21 protein-coding genes are annotated in these 22,190 nt (G+C 36.9%); 14 read left to right on the top strand and 7 right to left on the bottom strand.

The annotated features are described in order from the left end of the window. Window positions 1-68 precede the first annotated feature (68 nt). The 7 genes from SOP96_RS13130 (at window position 69) to SOP96_RS13100 (ending at window position 8,295) form a co-directional block, all read left to right on the top strand. Window positions 69-1,997 carry an ABC-F family ATP-binding cassette domain-containing protein gene (locus SOP96_RS13130; RefSeq protein ID WP_326321390.1) on the top strand — a complete coding sequence of 643 codons (1,929 nt, stop codon included), beginning with the start codon at window positions 69-71 and terminating at the stop codon, window positions 1,995-1,997. 155 nt (window positions 1,998-2,152) lie between these two features. Then, window positions 2,153-2,509, top strand: coding sequence for a hypothetical protein (locus tag SOP96_RS13125; protein ID WP_326321389.1), 357 nt, complete (start codon window positions 2,153-2,155; stop codon window positions 2,507-2,509). Between the two features lie 194 nt (window positions 2,510-2,703). Continuing rightward, window positions 2,704-5,094: a TonB-dependent receptor gene (locus tag SOP96_RS13120; RefSeq protein ID WP_326321388.1), complete on the top strand. Its 2,391-nt coding sequence runs from the start codon at window positions 2,704-2,706 to the stop codon at window positions 5,092-5,094. Between the two features lie 29 nt (window positions 5,095-5,123). Further along, window positions 5,124-5,714, top strand: coding sequence for a hypothetical protein (locus tag SOP96_RS13115; RefSeq protein WP_326321387.1), 591 nt, complete (start codon window positions 5,124-5,126; stop codon window positions 5,712-5,714). Between the two features lie 142 nt (window positions 5,715-5,856). Continuing rightward, window positions 5,857-7,191 carry a trigger factor gene (locus tag SOP96_RS13110; RefSeq protein ID WP_326321386.1) on the top strand — a complete coding sequence of 445 codons (1,335 nt, stop codon included), beginning with the start codon at window positions 5,857-5,859 and terminating at the stop codon, window positions 7,189-7,191. A gap of 110 nt (window positions 7,192-7,301) precedes the next feature. Continuing rightward, window positions 7,302-7,985 (top strand): hypothetical protein, encoded by a 684-nt coding sequence (locus tag SOP96_RS13105; protein ID WP_326321385.1) that lies wholly within the window; start codon window positions 7,302-7,304, stop codon window positions 7,983-7,985. 187 nt (window positions 7,986-8,172) lie between these two features. Then, window positions 8,173-8,295, top strand: a complete 123-nt coding sequence (locus SOP96_RS13100; RefSeq protein ID WP_326321384.1) for a hypothetical protein — start codon at window positions 8,173-8,175, stop codon at window positions 8,293-8,295. 232 nt (window positions 8,296-8,527) lie between these two features. On the opposite strand, the gene SOP96_RS13095 is transcribed toward SOP96_RS13100, so the two are convergent. Beyond that, complete coding sequence (locus SOP96_RS13095; RefSeq protein WP_326321383.1) at window positions 8,528-9,112, bottom strand: DUF3109 family protein; 585 nt, start codon at window positions 9,110-9,112, stop codon at window positions 8,528-8,530. Between the two features lie 5 nt (window positions 9,113-9,117). Next, window positions 9,118-10,023, bottom strand: coding sequence for a DUF6427 family protein (locus SOP96_RS13090; RefSeq protein ID WP_326321382.1), 906 nt, complete (start codon window positions 10,021-10,023; stop codon window positions 9,118-9,120). 42 nt (window positions 10,024-10,065) lie between these two features. On the opposite strand from SOP96_RS13090, the gene SOP96_RS13085 reads away from it, so the two are divergent. After that, a complete protein-coding gene (locus SOP96_RS13085) occupies window positions 10,066-10,299 on the top strand; it encodes a DUF6341 family protein (RefSeq protein ID WP_029294608.1) in 234 nt (77 codons plus the stop codon). Between the two features lie 77 nt (window positions 10,300-10,376). On the opposite strand, the gene SOP96_RS13080 is transcribed toward SOP96_RS13085, so the two are convergent. From SOP96_RS13080 to SOP96_RS13060, 5 genes are all read right to left on the bottom strand, one after another. Further along, entirely contained in the window at window positions 10,377-10,814 is a 438-nt protein-coding gene (locus tag SOP96_RS13080) for a universal stress protein (protein WP_326321381.1), read from the bottom strand. Between the two features lie 59 nt (window positions 10,815-10,873). Further along, window positions 10,874-11,479, bottom strand: a complete 606-nt coding sequence (locus SOP96_RS13075) for a fumarylacetoacetate hydrolase family protein (protein WP_326321380.1) — start codon at window positions 11,477-11,479, stop codon at window positions 10,874-10,876. Window positions 11,480-12,043: 564 nt separating this feature from the next. Beyond that, complete coding sequence (locus tag SOP96_RS13070; RefSeq protein ID WP_326321379.1) at window positions 12,044-12,451, bottom strand: putative signal transducing protein; 408 nt, start codon at window positions 12,449-12,451, stop codon at window positions 12,044-12,046. A gap of 1 nt (window position 12,452) precedes the next feature. After that, on the bottom strand, window positions 12,453-13,217 hold the full coding sequence (locus SOP96_RS13065; protein WP_326321378.1) for an exonuclease domain-containing protein: 765 nt from the start codon (window positions 13,215-13,217) through the stop codon (window positions 12,453-12,455). Between the two features lie 63 nt (window positions 13,218-13,280). Then, complete coding sequence (locus tag SOP96_RS13060; protein WP_326321377.1) at window positions 13,281-13,994, bottom strand: CDP-alcohol phosphatidyltransferase family protein; 714 nt, start codon at window positions 13,992-13,994, stop codon at window positions 13,281-13,283. 191 nt (window positions 13,995-14,185) lie between these two features. Between SOP96_RS13060 and SOP96_RS13055 the strand changes: the two genes are divergently transcribed. From SOP96_RS13055 to SOP96_RS13030, 6 genes are all read left to right on the top strand, one after another. Next, window positions 14,186-16,117, top strand: coding sequence for an LTA synthase family protein (locus tag SOP96_RS13055; RefSeq protein ID WP_326321376.1), 1,932 nt, complete (start codon window positions 14,186-14,188; stop codon window positions 16,115-16,117). A 153-nt stretch (window positions 16,118-16,270) separates the two neighbouring features. Further along, complete coding sequence (locus SOP96_RS13050) at window positions 16,271-16,687, top strand: DUF2147 domain-containing protein (RefSeq protein WP_326321375.1); 417 nt, start codon at window positions 16,271-16,273, stop codon at window positions 16,685-16,687. Window positions 16,688-16,794: 107 nt separating this feature from the next. Further along, window positions 16,795-17,775 carry a pyruvate dehydrogenase complex E1 component subunit beta gene (locus tag SOP96_RS13045; RefSeq protein ID WP_326321374.1) on the top strand — a complete coding sequence of 327 codons (981 nt, stop codon included), beginning with the start codon at window positions 16,795-16,797 and terminating at the stop codon, window positions 17,773-17,775. Between the two features lie 122 nt (window positions 17,776-17,897). Further along, complete coding sequence (locus SOP96_RS13040) at window positions 17,898-19,892, top strand: KUP/HAK/KT family potassium transporter (RefSeq protein ID WP_326321373.1); 1,995 nt, start codon at window positions 17,898-17,900, stop codon at window positions 19,890-19,892. Window positions 19,893-19,959: 67 nt separating this feature from the next. Beyond that, on the top strand, window positions 19,960-20,433 hold the full coding sequence (locus tag SOP96_RS13035; RefSeq protein ID WP_029294631.1) for a Fur family transcriptional regulator: 474 nt from the start codon (window positions 19,960-19,962) through the stop codon (window positions 20,431-20,433). Next, on the top strand, window positions 20,426-22,189 hold the full coding sequence (locus SOP96_RS13030) for an OstA-like protein (protein ID WP_326321372.1): 1,764 nt from the start codon (window positions 20,426-20,428) through the stop codon (window positions 22,187-22,189). The genes SOP96_RS13035 and SOP96_RS13030 overlap by 8 nt, the downstream gene beginning before the upstream one ends. The last annotated feature ends 1 nt before the right edge of the window (window position 22,190 follow it).

Raw genomic sequence — 22,190 nt, 5'->3', positions numbered from 1 at the left:
GCCAGTTCTTTTATTTTCCGTATTTTTGCACCCGAAAATTCATTATTCACTATTAATCATTATTTAACATGCTTTCGGTTCAAGGTTTAGGATTACATCATTCGGGAACATATTTGTTTCAAAACGTGAATTTCACGATTAAAAAGGATGATAAAATTGGGTTGGTCGGTAAAAACGGAGCGGGAAAATCCACTTTATTGAAAATGCTTTCCGGAGAAATCAATTTCTACGAAGGAAATGTTGTGCCGGAAGGAAATATTACCATTGGTTTCCTGAAGCAGGATCTTGATTTCGTGAAAGGAAGAACTGTTTGGGCAGAAACAATGCAGGCTTTCGAACAGATCAATACCTGGAAAAATGAACTTGAAGAAGTGAATCATCAGATGGCAATAAGAACCGATTATGAAAGTGATTCTTATGCCGATTTGATTAATAAAATGACCGAGCTGAACGATCTTTTAATGAACCACGACGCTTACAACCTGGAAGGCGATATGGAGAAAGTATTGTTTGGTCTCGGATTTAAAGCGGATGATTTCCAGAAAATTACCGATGAATTTTCCGGAGGATGGAGAATGAGAATCGAGCTGGCAAAACTGCTTCTTCAGAAAAATGACATCATGCTTCTCGATGAGCCTACCAACCACCTTGATATGGAATCCATCATGTGGCTGGAAAATTTCTTAAAAGATTATCCGGGAGCAATCGTTCTGGTAAGTCACGATAAGCAGTTCATGACCGCAGTCTGCAACCGTACTTTCGATATCAACAACAAAAAAGTTGACGATTATAAAGCCAACTATTCCAAATATCTCATCATGCGCGAAGACCGCCGCGAAAAACTGATTCAGGCTAAAAAGAATCAGGATGCGGAGATCAAGCAGATGGAAGACAATATTAATAAGTTCCGTGCCAGTGCTACTAAAGCATCTTTTGCACAGTCGCTGATTAAAAAATTAGATAAAATCGAAAGAATTGAGGTGGATAATGAAGATGTTTCAAAATTCAACATCCGTTTCGTACAGTCTGTAGTTCCCGGAAAAGTAATCTTTGAAGCTCAGAAATTGGGAAAAGCATACGGCAATAAACAAATTTTTGATGATGTGGATTTCATTGTTCAGCGAGGCGATAGAATTGCGCTTCTCGGACAGAACGGACAGGGAAAAACAACACTGGCAAAAATTCTTGCAGGAGATATTAAAGATTATTCTGGAACCTGGAATCTCGGCCATAACGTAAATATCGGATACTTCGCCCAAAATCAGGAGGAAGTTTTAACCCCGAATAAAACCGTTCAGGAAGAAGCCGAAGATGCAGCAACAGAAGAAACAAGGCCAAGAGTACGTGATTTATTAGGATCTTTCCTTTTCCAGGGGGAAGCGGTGAACAAAAAGACCAAAGTGCTTTCCGGAGGGGAGAGAAACCGTCTTGCACTTTGTAAATTATTGCTTCGTCCGTTCAATACCTTGATCATGGACGAACCTACCAACCACCTTGATATTCAGTCTAAAGAAATTATCAAGCTGGCGCTTCAGAAGTTTGAAGGTACACTGATTGTAATCTCGCACGACAGAGAATTCCTGCAGGGACTTTGTGATAAAATTTACGAATTCCGTGATGGTAAAATGAAAGAATTCTTAGGAGATATTAACGAATATCTTGAATTCCGACAAAAAGAATCCATTAGAGAAATTTCTGCCGAAAAGGCAAAACTTCACAATGAAGTTCCAAAAGTTGAGGAAAAAAAGGTTGAAGAAATACCAGTTTCCAATAACCAATCAAATGTAATTGTAAGCAAAGAGCAGAAAAATATTCAGAATAAACTCAAAAAAGTAGAAGAGAAAATTACCGAGCTTGAAATTAAAGTTGAGGAATTTGAAATTTTATTTACCAAAGAAAACCCTTCTGAAGACACGCTGGAGCAATACAATAAAACAAAGGAAGACCTTGATCTTGCCCTCCAGGAATGGGAATATCTGGGCTCGCAGTTGAATTGATTTCTAAGTTATTTTAGATAAACCTAACAGGTTTCTAAAACCTGTTAGGTTTGAATACAGTTTGTAACAAATTTTCAATTCACGCTACTTATCAATTAAAATATTTTAAGAAAACTTTAATCCGTATTTTTAATTTATTTTTATAATTTTGACGAATGGTTTTTAAAGAAAGCAGAAATCTCAGGAATTTTATCTCCAGGCTATTGTTTGGGATTTATTTTCTTGCGCTGCTTTCTCAGAATTTTCACAGCCACAGCTCTGAAGATGTTTTTAAAAATTTCAGTTTTCATAAATCGGAGAATGCACTTAAAAAAAATGTAGCGAAGGAACATGCTGCAGATTGTTTAGCCTGCCATTTCTTAGTTGCAGGAAATACATTAGTTCCTGAAGAATTCGGTTTTTCTTTTGAAAATTACTCCCATGAAGTTAAGCAGATTATTTTAATTCAGGAGAAAATCTGGTCTTACACCAAATTTACCTTTCAGCTTCGCGGCCCGCCCGCAATTTCATAATTCAGATAATTCTTTTCGGATTTTTTTAGTTTAGATTTTTAAATTTACATATTTCTTGATATAGCATTGAGTTGTTCGGTGGACATTTAAGTTTTAAAATACAACGATAAATGCTTTATTCATAATACTTTAAAAAGATCCAATCAACAATTTTTTCGCAGAAGTACATTAAAGTACAATCAATCTATATAGCAATGAAATTGATCTATAGTTTTATGCTAATCCTTTGCGGATTTGCATTATCAAGCGCACAGCAGGCACATGCTGTTGAGGGAACTGTTAAAGATTTCCATGATAAAACCATGCTCGAAAATGCAGTGGTGAAAATCGGTGAGTTTTCTACCACGACGGATAAAAACGGTAAGTTTTCATTCAGTAAAATTCCCGCAGGGAAATATATACTGACTGCTAAACACCCTGATTGTAACGATTATACCGAAAATGTGGCCGTTACACAGGATTTACATCTGACGATTACCCTTGAGCATCATATTCAGGATATTGAAACAGTAACCGTTCATGGAAGCCATAAAAACAATGGGTCTTTGGTTGTCAGAACACTCGACAAATCTGAAATTGAGAGAAATTCTACAGAAAATCTGGGAAATCTGCTTACCAATATTTCAGGAGTTAATGCATTGAAAACAGGAAATAATATATCGAAACCTATTATTCATGGTCTTTACGGGAGTAGAGTTTCAATCTTAAATAATGGTGTAAGATTATCCGAGCAGGAATGGGGAGTTGAGCATGCGCCGAATGTGGATGTCAATAATTTTGAACATATAGATGTTGTAAAAGGAGCATCTGCACTAAAGTATGGAAGCGGAGCAATCGGCGGTGTGATACTTCTCGAGCCACAAGTTCTTCCCAAGAAAGATACCTTAATGGGGGCTGTTTCTCTTTCCGGCATTTCAAACGGCCGAGGTGGAGTGCTGAATGTAAAGGCTGCCAAAACATGGAAAAACGGATGGGCAATTAAAACGAATGGCAGTTTCAAAAAGCTGGGAGACCTGGATGCGCCGGATTATGGCTTGATGAACACGGGTATGCAAAATTCGGGATTTAATTTCGGGGTTCAGAAAAATATGTTTAACAACGGTTTTAGTTTTGATTATTACCTCACCCAAAATACTATCGGTATCCTGAGAAGCTCTCATATCGGTTCTCCTGAAGATCTGTATCAGGCTTTGAGCACCCAGCAGCCTATTTTCAGAAGAGATTTTAGCTATAGTATCGATAATCCTAAGCAGGAAATAGATCATCATATTGCTAAGCTTTCTGCTTATCACAGATTTGAAAATTTTGGTAAGCTTACGGCAACGTATAGTTTTCAGTTGAATCACAGAAAAGAATATGACATAAGGCGTGGTGAAGAACTCAGTTCAAAACCGGCACTTGATCTTGAGCTGATGACCAATGATCTTGTTGTAAATCATTTCATAGAAAGAGGAAAATGGAATCTTGAGACAGGCATCAATGCAGGATACCAGAACAATTACTCTAATCCCAATACAGAGGCCAGACGTCTTGTGCCAAATTATGACAGATATTATGCAGGAATTTTTTCAGTTTTAAAATATAAGATCAATTCCGATTTTGAACTCGAAGCGGGCGGAAGATTTGATTTTGACCGCTACGAGGTAACCAAATGGTACGACCTTCTCGACTGGAATAAATTATATGCAGATGATTTTCAGGATTTTGTGGTAAGAATTAACCAAAACAGAATTTTAACGAAACCTATTCTCAATTATAAAAATATTTCTGCCAACGCAGGTTTGGTATATAAGCCTTCGCAGAATTTCGATATAAAATTTAATTATGCAAGAGTTTCGCGGGCACCTAATGTTGCAGAGCTTTTTTCAGATGGTTTGCATCATTCTGCCGGAATTATTGAAAAAGGAAATATGCGAATTGAAAATGAAACGGGAAATCAGTTTAATCTTGTCATTGATGCAAAAGCTAATCTGCTAAAGGGGCTTAATGTATCAGTTAATCCGTATGCTTTTTTTACCAAAAACTTCATCAATCAAATACCTACAGGTTATCAAAACACAAGAGCAGGGAATTTCGTAGTGTATCAATACCAGCAGATTGATGCAAAAATGTTCGGGGCAGATCTGGATGTTCATTTAAAGATTAATGATCATCTTACTTACAAAGGAAGTGCATCATATGTTTACGGGCAGGATGTAACAAATGATGTCCCTCTGATTTTAATGATGCCTCCTAATATTAACAATTCACTGGAATTCAGTAAAAAAGAGTGGAAAAATTTTTATTTCACTATCAGCAATAATACCGCTCTTAAACAAACAAGATTCCCTGTATATAACGTAGAAATTACAAGATACAATTCTGACGGAAATGCGTATCAGCAGGAAGTCGACATTTCTACACCCCCGAACGGATATTCTCTCTGGAATTTTCAGGCAGGCGTTTACCTCACAAAAAATATCAATGTAGATTTTTCTGTAAGAAACGCATTCAACGCATCGTACAGAAATTATCTGAACAGACTTCGTTTTTTCTCGGATGAGATTGGAAGAAACTTTATTTTAACTTTTAAATATCAATTTTAAACAAATATTAATTTTTTAAATTTAACATTATGAAGCATTTATTTAAAAATTCAGCAAGAATTTTAGGTCTTTTAGCGGTTGCGGGTACATTGACCCTTACTTCTTGCCGTAGCGATGATGAGGAAACTGTAGATGATCTTCCTCAGGAAGAATTATCCAATATTTTACTTAAAGTGACAGATCAGGCTACTTCAGCATCTGTTACATACGATTATGTAATCAACGGTTCAACAAACCCTACCATAACCTTAGTAGATGGTCATACTTATGATGTAGAGGCTATATTTAAAAATGGCAGCGAAGATGTAACACAAGAGATAAGAGATGCTAAAGATGAGCATTTCCTTGTTTTTAACTTTCCCAACTCAGATGTTACGCTTACCCGTACAGATGATGCAACTTCTACCAGAGCAGACGGTAAACATGTAGGATTGAAGACCAAATGGGTAGTTACGGATGCTGTGAAAAATGCTACGGCAACTGCACAATTGGTAATGACGCTTTATCACGAGCCGGCTACAGTATCTGAAGCTTCTGCAGCCAGCGGAAACGGTATTGTTTACGGAACTCAGACTGGTGGCGAAACAGATGCTCAGGCTACTTATAAAATCACTAACTAAGTTTTAATCATTATTTTTATAAAAACCCGAAGAGCAATCTCCGGGTTTTTTAATTTAACAATTTTTTAGCTATTTACTTCCGTTGATTGAATGATTTCTAATAAAAAATTCCTATTTTTGCAACCTAAAATTTTAATCAATAATGAAGGTTACCGCACAAAACCATGATGATGTAAGTGCATTGCTTACAGTGACATTGGAAAAATCTGACTATAAAGAAAGAGTTGAAAAGCAATTGATTAATTATGCTAAAAATGCGCAAGTTCCTGGTTTCAGAAAAGGAAAAGTGCCTTTAAGTATGGTTAGAAGACAATACGAAGCTGGTATTGCTTTTGAAGAAATCAACAAACAGGTTTCTGATGCTCTAAATAACTACATCAACGAAAACAAATTAAGATTAGTAGGTCAGCCTGTTCCTCAGCCTGTAAACGAATTCGATTACAATGCTGATCAGTTGGAAGTGGCTTTTGAAGTAGGATTCGAGCCTGAATTTACCATAGACCTTTCTAAATACGAAGCACCTCACTATAAAGTGGAAGCTTCTGAAAAAGAAATCAACAAGAGCATTGAAAACATGCAGAAGCGTTTCGCAGAGCAGGTTCCTCAGGATAAAATCACTAAAGATTCTTACATCGCTTTGGAAATTTCTCAGGTTGTGGAAGAAGACGCGGAAGGTGAGCACCACCACCATCCAAAGAACGTTACCATTACCGCTGAAAACAAAGAAGCTTTCAAATTGGTAAAAGGTTTGAAAATGGACGGATCTGTGAAAGTTTCTAAAGAAACGCTTGCTGAAAATGAAGAATTGGCGAAAGAATTAGGATTCTCCAAAGAAGAAGCTGAGCATTTACACCACAATGAAGTGGAAGTAAAAGTAAAAGATTTCTATTCTTTGAATCTTGCTGAGCTTAACCAGGATCTTTTCGATAAAGTATATGGTGAAGGAAACATCAAGTCTGAAGAAGAATTAAAAGAAAAAGTAAAATCTGAGCTGGATGAGTACTTCCAGCAAAATGCAGATGTACACTTTGTGAACAAAGTATTGGAGCAGGTTTCTGAAAAAGAAGAAGTAAAGCTTCCTGAAGAATTTCTGATAAAATGGTTAATTTTCTCAAATCAGAACATCCAGTCTGAAGAGCAGGCTAAACAAATCCTGGAGTCTGAGAAAAACCAGTTGAAATACCAGATCATTGAAGGTAAGCTAATGTCGGATAACGAAATCCAGTTAGATTACGCTGATGTATTGGCTCAGGCAGAGCAGTTGGTAAGAAACCAGCTGGCAATTTACGGGATCCACCATTTAGGAGACGAGGAAATCCAGAACTATGCTGTAGAAATGCTGAAAGATCAGGAGCAGGTAAGACAGATCTCTTCTGAAGTTGCGATGACTAAATTGAAAGATGTTATTCTTGAAAAAGCAACTAAAAAAGAAACAGCCATCTCTCACGATGAATTTTTAGAAGAGCTTAAAAAATAATGTATTTTGATATAAATATTTTAAAACCACCAATTTGGTGGTTTTTTTTATGAAAATATCCTTAAAAACTATCATTCAATATTCATATATTTACAGCCTAAACTTTATATATGAAAAAGATCATCATTCCGTTTTTCTGTGCCGTGCTTTACGCTGCCCCGGTAGCTGCACAGACAAAAGCCGCTCCCGCCAAAACGGAAGCCGTACAATCGAAACTAACACCCAAAGAAGTTATCGACAATTATCTGAAAGCTCTGGGTGGAAAAGATAAACTTGAAGGCGTTAAAACAACACTTATCGATAATACCCTTACTGTTCAGGGAATGGATATTATGATGACCACCAGAAAAATGGGCAATAAATTCAAGTCCGAACAATCGGTAATGGGCCAGAAAATGGTTCAGTTCTTTGATGGTGAAAAAGGATATTTTGAACAGGGAGGCCAGAAAATGGAGATACCGGCTGATAAAATTGCAGACTTGAAAAAGAGTAAGGTTATTGATGCGTTGTCTTATGATCCTGCCACCTTCTCAACCGTTACCCTTGAAAAAATTGATGGGAAAGAATATAATGTATTAAGCTCAGATAAAGGTACATTTTACTTTGATGCTTCAACAGGACTGTTGCACAAATCTTCTGCAGAAGAAGGAACAGCAGTTGTTAAAAGCTATATGACAGTTGACGGTATTAAATTTCCACAGGAAATTGAAGCGGAAGGAAACGGTCAAAAAGTAATTATAAAAACTACAAAAGTTACACTCAATTCCGGAGTTTCGGAGGCAGATTTTAAATAAATAATTGTTATTTAACATAATTAAACCGGGGTTTGCCCCGGTTTTTTTATTGAATTAATATTTAACGGAAGTTCAACTAAAAACAATTTACTGGCTTTGCTGTAAATGATATTTTTCTGATAAGATTGTTTAAGTAAAAATAATTTATCTTATTTTGAAGCATGTTCTGTGTAGAAATAAAAATCAGATGAGCGGAAGTGACAAATACGAAATCCTGAACTATGAAGAAAAAGTAAAAGCTTTAACGTCAAAAGACCTTCAGGATGTAGGTAAAAAAATCTTACAAAAGGAAGAGTTGTGGCAACCTTAATGCCGGAAGACGGCTGGGAAAATGCCAAAAAAGACGAAGCAAAACCTGAAACGGCAGTCATCAAAGCCGGAGCAGCACAATAATATTTGATATAGTATTTCAAGCAAAACCCGTTCAGAAATCTTTGCGAACGGGTTTTTAACTTTATAATTAATCAATTGAATTGTAGTCGGGTGTACTTTAATTTGCCAATCAAACACTCTTATATCCTGAAAAACCCTCAAACTTCCAATCACGACCCATATTCCTTCTTCCATTCCTCAGCCGCCCCGCTCAATACTTCATAAAAATCTTCACCATATTTTCTGATTAAAGGTGTTTTTAAGAATTTATAGACGGGAACCTGAAGTTCTCTTCCCAATGTGCAGGCATCACTGCAAACGCTCCATTCATGGTAATTTAAAGCCGTAAAAGAAGAATACTCCGTAATACGAATCGGGTAGAGGTGGCATGAAATCGGTTTTTGCCAGTCTACGGCGCCGTCTTCATATGCTTTTTCGATACCGCATTTGGTAATACCTTTTTCATCAAAAGTTACATAGGCGCATTCTCGTCCTTCTACCATCGGTGTTACGTACATTCCGTCCATAGGATCAGTGGTCCATTTTCCCTGTTCTTCCAGAGCTTTAATGCCTTCCGCAGTAAGATAAGGCTTAATTTTATCAAAAATGCCATCTAAAATTTCCAGCTCATCCTTATCCAGGGGAGCGCCGACGTCTCCTTCCACACAACAGGCACCCTTACATTTCGTAAGGTTGCAGACAAACTCTTCGGAAAAAATTTCCTCGGAGATCAATTTATCGTCAATCTGAATCATAATCTTTAAAATAAATCAAAATAAGTTCCGGCTTTAAAACCGATTAAACTAAAAATAATCAGCCAAAGGCTCACTTCCTGTATCCAGTATTTTGGGAGAAATCTTAGCATCCTGCTGATAATAATGGTTGATGGAAAGGCAAGCAGCAACAGATATTCGTAGGTTTTATTCATGTATAATATAATGGTAATCAGTTGGGCAAACGAAAAAACCAGTAAAAAAGTATATTTGTATCTGCTGACAGGGCTTTTCTTATTGTAATTCCTGAAATGATCGTATACTGCGTAAACCAGCATCAGCGCAATGGGAACTAACGGCAGCAATCCTTCATAATCCGTAACCAGCTTCATCTTTCCGAAAGGAAAATAATCTGTATTCCAGGAATTATAGTTGATGAAAAACATCACAGAAAAATAGCTCAGGACAATCAGGATGATTCCCAGCAGAAACCTGAAAATATTCAAGCCGATTCTTTCGGAAGTGGCAATAACGTGAATGATTACAAAAACCGCCATCGGCCATGTGGTAGGCAGAAAAATAAAATTCAGCGCTACAATAGATCCTACAAGAACATACGATTTTTTTCTTATATCTTCATTGGTGCTGGTAAGCAGCAGCAGCAGAAAAGAATTGGTTAAGATTGCAACGGCCAGTCCGATATCGAGCTTCCCGGGATATAAGCCAAAAATAAAAAATGTATATAAAAATAAAGGCAGGTGTGTCTGGTAATTCAGTGCAATACTGTGAAAACAAAAATATCCCAATGCAATTCCCAAAAAAGTAATTCCGGCAATTATAGCTTCATAGGTATTGAAATTCAGGAAATTAAAAGTTATTACTATTAAAAGAAGGAAGCCAATATAAACCGGGATTGAAAAAATATTGCTTTCTTTTGAAAGTAATCTAAACATTTTTTATAAATTTGTACAAAGTTAATTTAAAAAAGGAAAATAATGACGTCTTTCTTTCTATTCTTAAGCAAAGTTTTCAAATGGTCGTTTGGTTTTTTTGATGCATTCGGGAACGTATTAAACTGGGTTTTATTTATTGTTTGCTGCGCATTGTTTACCTACTGGTGCTATGTTTTGGTGGTTACCCTTGGTGGCGATAAAGATAAAGACTACTATTCTCCAACGGAAGGTAAATTTCCTTACTATGATCCAAACATCTATAAAAAAGAAGGTTAATTAATTGGTTATATAGTAAAAAGCCGATCAAATTCTCTTTGGTCGGCTTTTTTATTACTAACGATTAAAATTATTCTTTATTCATGAATAGGCAGCACGAGTACGGGAATCTTTGAATCTTTGGTGATCCCTTTGGTTAAGCTCCCTACAAAAACATCGTAAATGCCGCTTCTTCCGTGAGAACCCATTACGATGAAATCTGCCTTTTTATCCTGGGCATGTTCAAGGATAATATCTTTGGCAATACCCTGTTTCAGAAGATGTTCGCATTCTACATCGTGAGCCAGAATCCGTTGCTGGATTTTATTAAGCTGTACCAGCTCTTCCCGGATCTCGTTTTCTTCCACCTCCGGGAAATACTGAAACCCCATATCGCCGATGGCAAAACCAATATCCGACGGTGTTACGTGAATCAGAAAAATTCTTCCATTCACCTGCTTTGCAAATTTCACCGCGCCTTCTACAAGCTGCTCTGTTTTGTCCCCAAAATCTACGGGCAATACAATATTTACCATAACCTTTAATTTTGTCTACTAAAGTTAAGAAAAATATGCCAGAAGTAATGTTAAATTATTTACAATATTCGGATGTCAAGAACTTTTTCATCTTCCAAATAGGCTTCGAGAATGTCGTTTTCATCAACCTTCCCAACACCTTTAGGAGTACCCGTAAAAATAAGATCGCCCACTCTCAGGGTAAAATATTGTGAAACAAACGCAATAATATCATCCACGGTAAACATCATATCTTTCGTGTTTCCGTCCTGAACCTTTTCCTTGTTTTTCAGCAATGAAAAATTAAGTGAATCCAGATTGAAATCCTCCTTTTTAAAGAAACTTCCAACTACGGCAGAACCATCAAAACCTTTGGCAAGTTCCCACGGTAAACCCTTGGATTTCAAATCGCTCTGAAGATCTCTTGCCGTAAAATCTATTCCCAGGCCGATTTCTTCATAATGCTTGTGAGCCGTCTCTTTCCGGATGTATTTCCCGCCTTTTGAAATTTTTACCACGACTTCCAGTTCATAATGAACATCATTCGAAAATTCAGGAATATAAAAATCGTTTCCTTTTAGAACTGCAGTATCGGGCTTCATAAAGATGACCGGTCTTTCAGGGATTTCATTTCCCAATTCCTTAGCATGTTCGCTGTAGTTTCTTCCTATGCAGATTATTTTCATAGCTTTTTTTATTTTGTCATTGCGAGAAGCGAATGCGATGAAGCAATTCCAGTCTCACATTATTTAATAATTTTTTTTTCCAATAACAGTAAACTTCCATCCTCCATCTTCCAGCTTTCTTTTTTTTTGGAGCTTTTTCCCGCTTTCCACTGTATCTTTTTGGTTACGGTCTCCGCTTTGCTCCGCCCGCAACCAAAAAGGATGTCGTTGCAATCGGGGCTAATCAAGTGAATCGTCAATTTTAGCAAGTTAATTGTGAATTTCCATTCACAGTATTCACTTGAGAAGCAAAATTTATCATCACTATTTTTATGCGCATTTTAGAAACCACCCCGTCAAAAATTCTTGCGAATTTTCGCCACCCCTCCAAAGGAGGGGAATGGTAATGCGTTGGTTTGATATAATCTTTTACAGTAACATAAACCAAAGCCCACCGCTCAATTGCTGAGTGTTATAGTTTATGCTGAGCCTGCCGAAGTGCTTTTGCGAACAAAGATATCCATAACAAATTTCAAAAAATCTTTGCAGCTTTGCGTTAAAATATTAAAGCTGTATTACATTTCTTTATGATATCCTAATGCGTAAACTATTTCCACAAAAATAACACACAAACTTATGGCTCGTTAAAATCGAAATTCCAAAGAAGCTTGTGGTACTATCGTCCCGGTAAATATGGTTAGAACCGCATTTCGGACAAACAAAATCAAATTCAGGATCTGAAATCGTATGTTCCACTTCCAGGGAAAACTGCTCATTTTCCTTATAATTTTCCAATGCTTGCTTTGCCCTCTCAAGATCTTCTTCAAAAACCTGCAGCTGAATTCCGCCAACCGCCTGCGACAAAAGCCAGTCCGACTGGATCAGCTGCTCGTTCGCAATAAAGCTGTTGATGCCACTTTCCGCCAGAATCTGCTTGTCCCGGTTCGCTTGAAGGGCCGTTTCGTAGAATTTAAATTGTACCAGTTCGCTCATTTTAAAATCTGCTTGATAACTGAATTTTTGTAAATACTTTTTTTGTGTACAATGGGAACTCAGCATTCTGAAGCCACCCGTAATATCCAAGGTCTTTCTGGAAAACAGATTTCACCGTTTGTCCTTTGTATTTTCCGAAAGCAAAAATTTCCTCTCCTTTTTCGTTGAAATGTATCATTCCTGCTAGATCTGCATACTTATTTTGTGACGAAAAATTACTCAGATCTCCAATTTCGTTTGGTACATCATCGTATTTTCCAACCTGTGCATCCAATACTTCAAAAGTAGCCATCACATCGGCTTCGGCAGAGTGAGCGTTTTCCAGTGTTTTTCCACAATAAAACTGATAAGCAGCGGCCAAGTTCCTGGGTTCTTTTTTAAAGAAGATGGTCTGTGCATCAACAAGCTTGAATTTATTTAAATCAAAATCAAAATCTGCACGAAGCAGCTCTTCAGCTAACAAAGGAACATCGAACCTGTTGGAGTTAAAGCCTCCCAAATCCGCTCCTGTAATCATTTCCATTACTTTAGGAGCTATTTCCCTGAATGTAGGAGCATCCTTTATATCTTCATCGTAAATTCCGTGAATCTCGCTGCATTCTTTGGGAATAGGCATTTCAGGATTTACCCTCCATGTTTTGCTTTCTCTTGAAGCATCAGGATTGACCTTTAAAATACAGATTTCAACAATCCGGTCTTTTCCGATGTTGGTTCCTGTTGTTTCTAAATCAAAAATGCAGAGCGGTTTATGTAATTTTAAGTTCATTTGTTATAATTTGAAAATTTTGAGAATGTGTTAATTTGAAATGGAATCGCTATAGTATCAATACTATTTCAATTGTTTTTGAAAGATAAGGGAAATTAAGATATAATAAATGATGACTAAAGGAATTCCGACCAATTTAAAAATAAGTAAAAGAAGTACAGCACCAATCAGCAAAGCTATTTTCGGATAATTATCCTGCAGCTTTATGGATTTGAATTTCATCGCAATCATTTTAATCGGTGAAATCAGAAGCCATGATGAAAGTAGGGTTAAAATAATCATTAAGATACTGTTATTTAGTAAATTAACAAATATTTCTTCATGCCTGAAAGCGTAATACAGCCCGAAAATTAAAACCGTATTGCTGGGAGTATTTAACCCTTTAAAATAATATTTCTGCTCCTCATCAAGATTGAAAATAGCCAGTCTCAGGCAGGAAAAAAGCGTGATCAGAAAACCTAAATAAGAGATTTCAAATGGCAAATGCAACCCTGAGATTTCAGTTCCGAAGGGTTCCAGTATTTTAAACATCGTTAAGCCCGGAATCAATCCGAAGCTTACCATATCTGCGAGGGAATCCAGCTGTACTCCGAGGTTGGAATTCGACTTCAGTGCTCTTGCTACAAAGCCATCGAAAAAATCAAGAATCAATGAAAGAATAATACATACCGCCGTTGTCTGATAATCTCCGGTTACAAGATGTACCGCACCTACGCATCCCGAAAACAGGTTTCCCAGCGTAATGGCATTGGCCAGATTGTTTTTAATGAAATTCATAAATGCAAAATTAAAACAATAAATCAGTTAAACAATGTAGCAGGGCAACAGTATAACAATTTAAACAATAATTATTAAATTATTACAATTCTGCTATATGCTGGCAGACTGTTCTATTGCTACATTCCTGCACTGTTATTGATATATTGCTACATTTTTTCACTGTTGCATTATTTTGGTAAATTTGCGCCATGATTTTTTTTAAGGAATTTAGAAAACAGGATGTTCTGGTGCTTTTGTACAGGATCTTTTTAGCCTATTTTTTCTATCAGATTGCGCGGTTTTTATTCTGGTATTTTAACCGGGATTTAATAAAAATTGATTCTGTATCAGATTATTTCAGTCTGTCCTTTCACGGGATTGCATTTGATACCACGGCGATTTTATATGTAAATGCTCTTTTTATCCTTTTGAGCATTATTCCCGTTATCATCAATACAAAAAAAGCTTACCAGAAGTTTCTTTTTTGGCTGTACTTCATCACCAACGGAATTGCTTACGCCATGAATTTCGGAGATATGGTGTATTTCAGGTTTTCACAGATGAGGCTTACCTCTGCTGCGCTGCAGGTGGCACAGCATGAGAATAATATTTTGAAAGTTTTCATATCCTCAATCGTTCAGAATCCTTTTGTAATTATTGGATTTGTATTTTTAATGGCGTTGTGGATTTTCCTTTATAAAAAAGTGAAAATAACAGAGCGTAAACCCGTAAAGCTGGTTCCGTATTTTATCTGGTCTGTCGTTGTGCTTTGCATAACCGCAGTCCTTGCCGTTGGCGGAATACGCGGCGATTTCAAACACAGTACAAGACCAATTAATCTTGTGGATGCCAATCGTTTTGCCAAACTGCCTGCCCAGGGAAATATGGTGCTGAACAGTACATTCTCATTTTTCAGAACGTTGAATACCAATAATTTTAAAGAAGTCCATTTTGTGGATGAAAAATTTATAGCAGAAAATATTCAACCTTACAAATTGTATGAAAGAAAAGTTACCGAAAAACCCAACATTGTTATTTTTATTGTAGAATCTTTCGGTAGGGAATATTCAGGAGCTTTTAACAGGGATAAAAAAATCAAAGATTATGTTTCCTATACTCCGTTTATCGATAGTCTTGCAGATCAGAGTCTTATTTTCCCGAATACTTTCGCCAACGGACGGCAATCCATCCACGGCATGAGCTCCGTACTGGCAGGAATTCCGAGTCTTACAGATGCTTTTACCAGTTCGCCATACTCAAACCAGAAAATACAGTCCATTGTTTCGGTCTGTAATGAAATAGGCTACGATACATCCTTCTATCACGGAGCTCCGAACGGTTCCATGGGTTTTTTAGGCTTTGGAAATATTCTGGGTTTCAAACACTACTTCGGTAAAAAAGAATATAACAATGATCATGATTTTGACGGAATGTGGGCGGTCTGGGATGAGCCGTTTTTACAATATTTTGCTAAAAATACAGGAAAGAAACAACCGTTCATGGCAACGGTTTTCACAGCTTCTTCACATCATCCGTTTAAAATTCCTGAAAAATATAACGGGAAATTCAAAAAAGGGAAAAACCAAATGCATGAACCGATTCAATATACGGATTATGCCATTAAAAAGTATTTTGAAACGGCTAAAAGACAACCCTGGTTTAAGAATACCATTTTTGTGTTCACGGGAGATCATACCAATGAAGTGTATTATCCTGAATACGAAAAAATCATGAACCGTTTTGCCGTTCCTTTAATTTTCTATTCTCCGAATCCTGAATATAAGCTGAAAGGCGTAAACCCTGAATTTGCCCAGCAGATTGATATTTATCCCACATTAGCCGATCTTATAGGATACAACAAAAAAATCAGAAGCTGGGGAAGAAGTCTGGTGAGCGAAAAACAGGAAGCTCCGGTTATTGCCAATTCAGATGGTTCTGTGGAACAGTTTATTATCGGAAATTATATTTATCGGTTTGATGGTCAGGAAGTAGTTGGTGTTTTTGATAAATCAGATCTCGGGCTTGAAAAAAACCTCTTGGATCGGTTAAAAAATAAGCCTGAAGTTCAAAAAGGAATCTTTATTGCCAAAGCATGGTATCAGGATTATATGGACAGGGTGATTAACAGAAAATTATATTAATAGATAAAATAGCCTTTAACTATTTGATTTAAAATGAATCTATAATAATGTATGTCCAGGATAACAAAAATTTTTGTTATATCGAAATTAATTTCTATTTTTAGCAATATATAGACAATAAAATAATGTATTTAAAATTAAAACTATAAAAATATGAGAAAATTGTTATTAACCTTCGCACTTTCTTTTGTTAGCATTTTGTCGTTCGCTCAGATTGAAGGAAAATGGAAGACAATAGATGATGAAACAAAACAGGCGAAATCTATTGTGGAAATCTATAAAAAAGGTGACCAGTATTACGGGAAGGTTTCCCAGCTTTTAATAAAGCCCGCAAACCCCAACTGTGTAGAATGTAAAGACGACAGAAAAAACAAGCCTATTCTGGGAATGGAAATTATCAGAGGCCTTAAAAAAGAAGGTGATGAATTTACAGGAGGAACCATTACCGATCCAAAAACAGGTAAAACATATAAGTGTACCATTAAAAGAGAAGGCGATAAGCTGAATGTAAGAGGTTATCTTGGCTTTTCTCTTCTCGGAAGAACACAGACATGGCATAAGGTTAATTAATTTAGCAGTAAATAAAAAATAATACGGCATTTCAGAAATGAAATGCCGTTTTTGTTATGTAATAATAAAAAAACACTATTTTTGTACTCTAAATTTTTCAAATAAATATGGCAGAATATACTTTTCGTGAGGTAATTGCACAGGCAATGAGCGAGGAAATGCGTAAAGACGAATCCATCTTTTTAATGGGGGAGGAAGTAGCAGAATACAACGGTGCATATAAAGCTTCAAAAGGAATGCTTGATGAATTTGGTCCAAAGAGAGTAATCGATACACCTATTGCAGAACTTGGTTTTACAGGGATTGCTGTGGGAGCTGCGATGAATGGTAACAGACCAATTGTAGAGTATATGACATTCAATTTCTCATTGGTTGGTATTGATCAGATTATCAATAATGCGGCAAAAATCCGTCAGATGAGTGGTGGGCAATGGAATTGCCCTATCGTTTTCCGTGGTCCTACTGCTTCTGCAGGCCAGCTCGGTGCAACGCACTCCCAGGCTTTCGAAAACTGGTTTGCCAATATTCCGGGGCTAAAAGTAGTGGTTCCGTCAAACCCATATGATGCAAAAGGATTGTTGAAAACAGCAATTCAGGATAATGATCCTGTAATTTTCATGGAATCTGAGCAAATGTATGGTGACAAAATGGAAATTCCTGAAGAAGAATATTATCTGCCGATCGGAAAGGCTGATATTAAAAAAGAAGGAAGTGATGTAACGTTGGTATCCTTCGGGAAAATCATGAAGCTTGCCATTCAGGCAGCTGAAGATTTGGCTAAAGAAGGAATCTCCGTAGAAGTAATTGATCTTAGAACAGTTCGTCCTTTGGATTATGATACCGTTTTATCTTCCGTTAAGAAAACAAACAGACTGGTTGTATTGGAAGAAGCATGGCCGTTTGGTTCCGTAGCTTCAGAAATTACGTATATGGTGCAGCAGAAGGCATTTGATTATCTGGATGCGCCTATCAAGAGAATTACCACTCCTGATGCTCCGGCTCCCTACTCTTCGGCTTTATTTGCAGAATGGTTCCCGAAACTTGAAAAAGTAAAAGAAGAAATCAAAAAAGCGATGTACGTAAAATAATTAACATAATTATAGAGAAAAACTTCCGAAAGGAAGTTTTTTCATTTATTATATTCATGAAAAAAAACTCATTAGGTTGTAAATTTGATTTAAATTTGCGCTTTTAAATAAATTAAGCTGATATGGCAGAAGTTGTAGAAAGCGGTCATCACTTTGACATTAAAAAGCTTTCTTTCATTGGAGTTTTGGTTTCTCTGGGAATCGTTTTTGGAGATATTGGTACTTCACCGCTTTACGTAATGAAAGCGATTGTCAATGCAAGAGAAGAAGGAAATACCTTGCCTTTTAACGAATATATTGAAGGAGCACTTTCATGTATTATTTGGACGCTTACCCTTCAAACCACCATCAAATACGTTATCATTGCACTTCGGGCAGATAATAAAGGCGAAGGCGGAATTCTTGCCTTATTTTCATTAGTAAAAAACCTTAAAAAAGGCTGGCTTTATCTTATTGCGATTGTAGGGGCGGCCGCCCTTATCGCCGATGGAGTTATTACGCCTTCTCTTACTGTGATGTCGGCTATTGAAGGTCTTGAGATTTATAATCCGCACACCCCGGTAGTTCCTATAACTATTGGTATCCTTATCATAATTTTCTTTGTTCAGCAGTTTGGAACAAGCTTTATCGGCAAATTTTTCGGGCCCGTGATGGTGATCTGGTTTCTGGTGTTAGGCGGACTGGGCTTGTCTCATCTAAGCGAAAATATGGAAATCCTGAGATCATTCAATCCGTATTACGCCTATAAATTGATTGTCAATTCTCCGAGTGCTATTATTATTTTAGGGGCCGTTTTTCTTTGTACAACAGGAGCTGAAGCACTGTATTCCGACTTAGGGCACTGTGGGGCGAAAAATATCAGGGTAAGCTGGGGTTTTGTAAAAATCATGCTGATCTTAAACTATCTTGGTCAGGGAGCCTGGCTTTTAACAAACAATAACAAACCAGGTTTCTCAGTAGTAAATCCATTCTTTGGAATTATGGAAGAGTGGATGGTAATTCCGGGGGTTATTCTGGCAACAGCAGCAGCAATTATTGCAAGCCAGGCTTTAATTACAGGTTCATTTACTATTTTCTCTGAAGCCATGTCTCTTAACTTATGGCCAAACCAGAAAATTGATTATCCTTCCGGGGTAAAGGGGCAGATGTACATTCCCAGAATCAACTGGGGGCTTTTGCTGTTCTGCATTATCGTTGTACTGCACTTTAAAGAATCCGGGAAAATGGAAGCAGCCTATGGTTTATCCATCACCGTAACGATGTTGATGACAACCGTGCTGTTGGTCTTCTGGCTGTTGAAAAAAAGAGTCAACAAACTATTGATCCTGGTTTTTGCACTGGTTTATATGGCGATAGAATTAGGCTTCTTCAGTGCCAATGTGATTAAGTTTATGGAAGGAGGCTGGATTACCGTAGTACTGGCAGGCTCAATAGGAATTTGTATGTATGCCTGGTACAACGGAAGATCCATCAAGACTAAGTTTATCAAATTTATTAAGCTGGAAACCTATATTCCGATCATCAAAGACATGAAGCTTGATGAAACAATACCGAAATATGCTACGAATCTTGCTTATCTCAGCAGGGCTAAAAAGAATGATGAAATTGAATCAAAAATTATTTATTCCATAATTAAAAAGCAGCCGAAAAGGGCAGATCATTATTTTATTTTGAGCATCACCAACCAGGAAGACCCGTACACATTCAAGTACACTGTTGATGAGGTTCTTCCGGGAACCATTTATAAGATCAATTTTATGCTTGGGTTCAAGATAGACAGAAGAATCAACGATTATTTTGATATGGTATTGAGGGATATGATGGCAGACGGAACGATTCCATCAAGAAGCAGCCATCCTTCATTAAGGGCTCATAATATTCCGCCGGATCTTAAATATGTGATCATAGATAATACCTATATTAATGATATCTTACTTACTGTAAAAGAAAAGATTATCCTTAATATTTATAATTTCGTTAAATATATCGGAAGCGACGATTTCAAAGCGTGGGGAATCACTTCGCATAACGTTGAGGTGGAATCTGCGCCAATGACGGAAGACTGTGTAAGTAAGTCAAGGATAGAGCAATGCGGTTTCATCCGTCACAATAGTTAAATTCTTTAACACTCCGGTACAATATGTATTTAAATAAAAATCAATAAATTTGTATATAATTTTTTTGATGGATACAATACAAAAAGAAAAAAATATTGCACTGATTAAAGATGTTTTAAGAAACTATTTGCTTGAAAAAGGTTTCCGAAATACTCCTGAACGATATACAATATTAGAAGAAATATACAGTATGGATCATCACTTTAATGTTGATGATCTGTACCTTTTGATGCTGCAGAAAAAATATCATGTTTCCAAAGCAACCATTTATAATACCATTGAGATTTTTCTGGATGCAGGGCTTATCCGTAAGCATCAGTTTGGAGAGAAAACATTAACTTCCTCTTCTTACGAAAAATCGTATTTCGACAAGCAGCACGATCATCTTGTGATTTATAAAAAAGATTCCGATAAGGAAATTGAGGAAATTATAGAATTTTGCGATCCGAGAATCCAGGGAATTAAAGAAGCTATTGAAGAAGCATTCGGGGTGAAGATTGATTCTCATTCGCTGTATTTTTATGGTACAAAGAATGACTAACCGATCATTAAGGCTCTTTGCAAGCCTTTTCATTTGTATTTCTTCGTTTATTTTTGCACAGGACAATACTCAAAAACCTTTGCAGAAGGATCCTTATTTTACCCCTAAGACGGTTCCGCAGAAAAATACGCCCCCTCCCGAAAAAGTAAAACATATCCATTCCGACGAATTGCGTAAAGATCCTGCCAAATACGATGGCAATAATTACTTCACGGGTAATGTTCAGTTTGAGCATCAGGGATCATTACTGAATGCAGACCTTGTAATTGTATATGAAGGACAGAATTTTGTAAAAGCTGTCGGTAATGTAAAACTCCAGAATGCAGATGGTTCTGTAATTACCGCAGATGAGATGGAGTACGATGGTAATACCCAACGCGGAATTGCAAGAAAAAATGTAATACTTACAGACCCGAAAGGAACGGTGATTAAAACGGAAACTATGTATTATGACCGGGTTTCGAATCAGGCATATTATAATACAGGGGGCACAATCAATGACGGTAAAAGTACTACCTATTCCAAAACTGCAACTTATTTCTTAGCCACAAGAACCATCGATCTTTCCGGGAGAGTGAAAATTGAAGATGCACAATATGTTCTGGAAGGCGACAATGTAGTTCAGAATCAGAATACCAATATTGTAGATATCAACGGGCCTACTACGATCATCAATAAAAAAAATCCTAAAAACCGTATTGTTACCGATAAAGGAAATTACAATACCAATACAAAGGAGGCTTTTCTGTACAGGAATTCCAGAGTATATTATAATGATAAAATTCTCACCGGAGACGAAATGTATTATAATCAGCTCACAGGATTCGGCAAAGCCACAGGCAATGTAACAATTGATGACCCGAATGAAAAAAGATGGATAAAAGGCGGATATGGAGAGATTTTCGAAAAGAAAGATTCTGCCATGATGACCAAAAATCCTTACGCCGTGAAAGCTCTGGAAAAAGATTCCATGTATTTTGCAGCTGAAAAAATTATATCCTTTCAGAAACCCGATTCTTCTAATATTAATGCTAAAAAAAGCTTTCTCCGGGCATTCAGAAAAGGACGGTTTTACAAATCCAACGCACAGGGAAGAGCCGATTCTATTGCTTTCAATGAAACAGACGGTGTTTTGCACATGTACACAGAACCTATTTTATGGAGCAACGGAAAACAGGTAACCGGTGATAAAGTGGAAGCGTACTTTAATACTGAAAAAGAAAATATCGATTCTTTAAAAGTAATTGGAAACGCATTTGCCATCAGCAAAGTAGACTCACTGAATATGAAAGACGAGTTTAACCAGGTAAAAGGAAAGCTGATGACCGTTTACTATGGGGACGATAACAATATCAAAGAAGCGAAAGTTATCGGAAATGCGCAGGCAATTACTTATTCAGATGATGTAAATGCGCAAACCAAGCAGAAGGAAAGAATTGGGATATCGCTCAGCACATGCGGAATTATTGATGCTATTTTTGAAGAAAAAGCATTATACCTTGTCGAATGTAATATCGGCGCCAATTCCGATACCTATCCCATGAGCATGATTGAACCTGCAAAACGGAAATTCCCGGATTTCAACTGGAATACCAAAGACCGGATTTTAAAATGGCAGGACATCCTTGTGGATACTCCGAACTATCCTGAAATAAAATACGAAACAGATACTGCTCTTTACGATTCTGCACAAAAAGTTATAGAAGATGAAAAGGCTAAAGAAGAAGCTAAAAAACCGAAAAGAATCAAGAGATAAA

The sequence above is a fragment of the Chryseobacterium salviniae genome (assembly GCF_035819015.1).
In the GTDB taxonomy this organism is placed as follows: Bacteria; Bacteroidota; Bacteroidia; order Flavobacteriales; family Weeksellaceae; genus Chryseobacterium; species Chryseobacterium salviniae.
Note: the sequence above shows the minus strand (reverse complement) of the source record. Positions and strands in the feature narration are given on the sequence as shown.

What these genes read in the sequence shown, in the direction of transcription:
- SOP96_RS13075 (WP_326321380.1), bottom strand. Translation starts at nt 11,479, where the DNA reads ATGAAAATAATCTGCATAGGAAGAAACTACAGCGAACATGCTAAGGAA.
- SOP96_RS13080 (WP_326321381.1), bottom strand. Translation starts at nt 10,814, where the DNA reads ATGGTAAATATTGTATTGCCCGTAGATTTTGGGGACAAAACAGAGCAG.
- SOP96_RS13115 (WP_326321387.1), top strand. Translation starts at nt 5,124, where the DNA reads ATGAAGCATTTATTTAAAAATTCAGCAAGAATTTTAGGTCTTTTAGCG.
- SOP96_RS13050 (WP_326321375.1), top strand. Translation starts at nt 16,271, where the DNA reads ATGAGAAAATTGTTATTAACCTTCGCACTTTCTTTTGTTAGCATTTTG.
- SOP96_RS13065 (WP_326321378.1), bottom strand. Translation starts at nt 13,217, where the DNA reads ATGAACTTAAAATTACATAAACCGCTCTGCATTTTTGATTTAGAAACA.
- SOP96_RS13100 (WP_326321384.1), top strand. Translation starts at nt 8,173, where the DNA reads ATGAGCGGAAGTGACAAATACGAAATCCTGAACTATGAAGAAAAAGTA.
- SOP96_RS13060 (WP_326321377.1), bottom strand. Translation starts at nt 13,994, where the DNA reads ATGAATTTCATTAAAAACAATCTGGCCAATGCCATTACGCTGGGAAAC.
- SOP96_RS13110 (WP_326321386.1), top strand. Translation starts at nt 5,857, where the DNA reads ATGAAGGTTACCGCACAAAACCATGATGATGTAAGTGCATTGCTTACA.
- SOP96_RS13030 (WP_326321372.1), top strand. Translation starts at nt 20,426, where the DNA reads ATGACTAACCGATCATTAAGGCTCTTTGCAAGCCTTTTCATTTGTATT.
- SOP96_RS13090 (WP_326321382.1), bottom strand. Translation starts at nt 10,023, where the DNA reads ATGTTTAGATTACTTTCAAAAGAAAGCAATATTTTTTCAATCCCGGTT.
- SOP96_RS13045 (WP_326321374.1), top strand. Translation starts at nt 16,795, where the DNA reads ATGGCAGAATATACTTTTCGTGAGGTAATTGCACAGGCAATGAGCGAG.
- SOP96_RS13085 (WP_029294608.1), top strand. Translation starts at nt 10,066, where the DNA reads ATGACGTCTTTCTTTCTATTCTTAAGCAAAGTTTTCAAATGGTCGTTT.
- SOP96_RS13040 (WP_326321373.1), top strand. Translation starts at nt 17,898, where the DNA reads ATGGCAGAAGTTGTAGAAAGCGGTCATCACTTTGACATTAAAAAGCTT.
- SOP96_RS13120 (WP_326321388.1), top strand. Translation starts at nt 2,704, where the DNA reads ATGAAATTGATCTATAGTTTTATGCTAATCCTTTGCGGATTTGCATTA.
- SOP96_RS13105 (WP_326321385.1), top strand. Translation starts at nt 7,302, where the DNA reads ATGAAAAAGATCATCATTCCGTTTTTCTGTGCCGTGCTTTACGCTGCC.
- SOP96_RS13035 (WP_029294631.1), top strand. Translation starts at nt 19,960, where the DNA reads ATGGATACAATACAAAAAGAAAAAAATATTGCACTGATTAAAGATGTT.
- SOP96_RS13095 (WP_326321383.1), bottom strand. Translation starts at nt 9,112, where the DNA reads ATGATTCAGATTGACGATAAATTGATCTCCGAGGAAATTTTTTCCGAA.
- SOP96_RS13055 (WP_326321376.1), top strand. Translation starts at nt 14,186, where the DNA reads ATGATTTTTTTTAAGGAATTTAGAAAACAGGATGTTCTGGTGCTTTTG.
- SOP96_RS13130 (WP_326321390.1), top strand. Translation starts at nt 69, where the DNA reads ATGCTTTCGGTTCAAGGTTTAGGATTACATCATTCGGGAACATATTTG.
- SOP96_RS13070 (WP_326321379.1), bottom strand. Translation starts at nt 12,451, where the DNA reads ATGAGCGAACTGGTACAATTTAAATTCTACGAAACGGCCCTTCAAGCG.
- SOP96_RS13125 (WP_326321389.1), top strand. Translation starts at nt 2,153, where the DNA reads ATGGTTTTTAAAGAAAGCAGAAATCTCAGGAATTTTATCTCCAGGCTA.